This is a genomic window from Mesorhizobium sp. M5C.F.Ca.ET.164.01.1.1 (assembly GCF_004792125.1).
In the GTDB taxonomy this organism is placed as follows: domain Bacteria; phylum Pseudomonadota; class Alphaproteobacteria; order Rhizobiales; family Rhizobiaceae; genus Mesorhizobium; species Mesorhizobium wenxiniae.
The window spans coordinates 1-391 of the sequence record NZ_SRTG01000174.1 but is presented as its reverse complement, the minus strand read 5'-3'; the positions used below and the strand labels follow the sequence as shown (position 1 = coordinate 391).

1 protein-coding gene is annotated in these 391 nt (G+C 63.7%); it reads left to right on the top strand.

Going from position 1 to position 391, the window contains the following annotated elements:
* Positions 1-197 precede the first annotated feature (197 nt).
* A partial coding sequence (locus tag EN807_RS32985) for an alpha-hydroxy-acid oxidizing protein (RefSeq protein ID WP_246684513.1) occupies positions 198-391 on the top strand: 194 nt, incomplete at its 3' end.

Here is a 391-nt window from a genome sequence, read left to right as displayed (position 1 = left end):
GGCTGATACGGTCAAGGCGACGGCGGCGGTGCCTGACCGAAAGAGCACAGTGCGACGGCTGATCCTGGACGTGGGAAACGCTCCTCTCATTTCAGAACAGCACGTAACAGCTGTCCTCGATCGTGGGAGCCTAACATGGCGGTTAGCCCATTTATGTCAGGATGACGCTCGAAGGCGGGGCAGGCCAGGAACTGACCTTGCGCGACAACCGCGCCGGCTTCGAACGCATCCGGCTGCTGCCGCGTGTTCTGACCGACGTATCCCGGCCCGATCTCACCACCACCCTGTGGTCCAAGACCTATCCGACACCGCTGGTGATCAGCCCGATGGGATCCTGCGCGCTGGTGCGACCCGCCGCCGCTTTGGCAATCGCAATGTCGGCGCCGGGTCG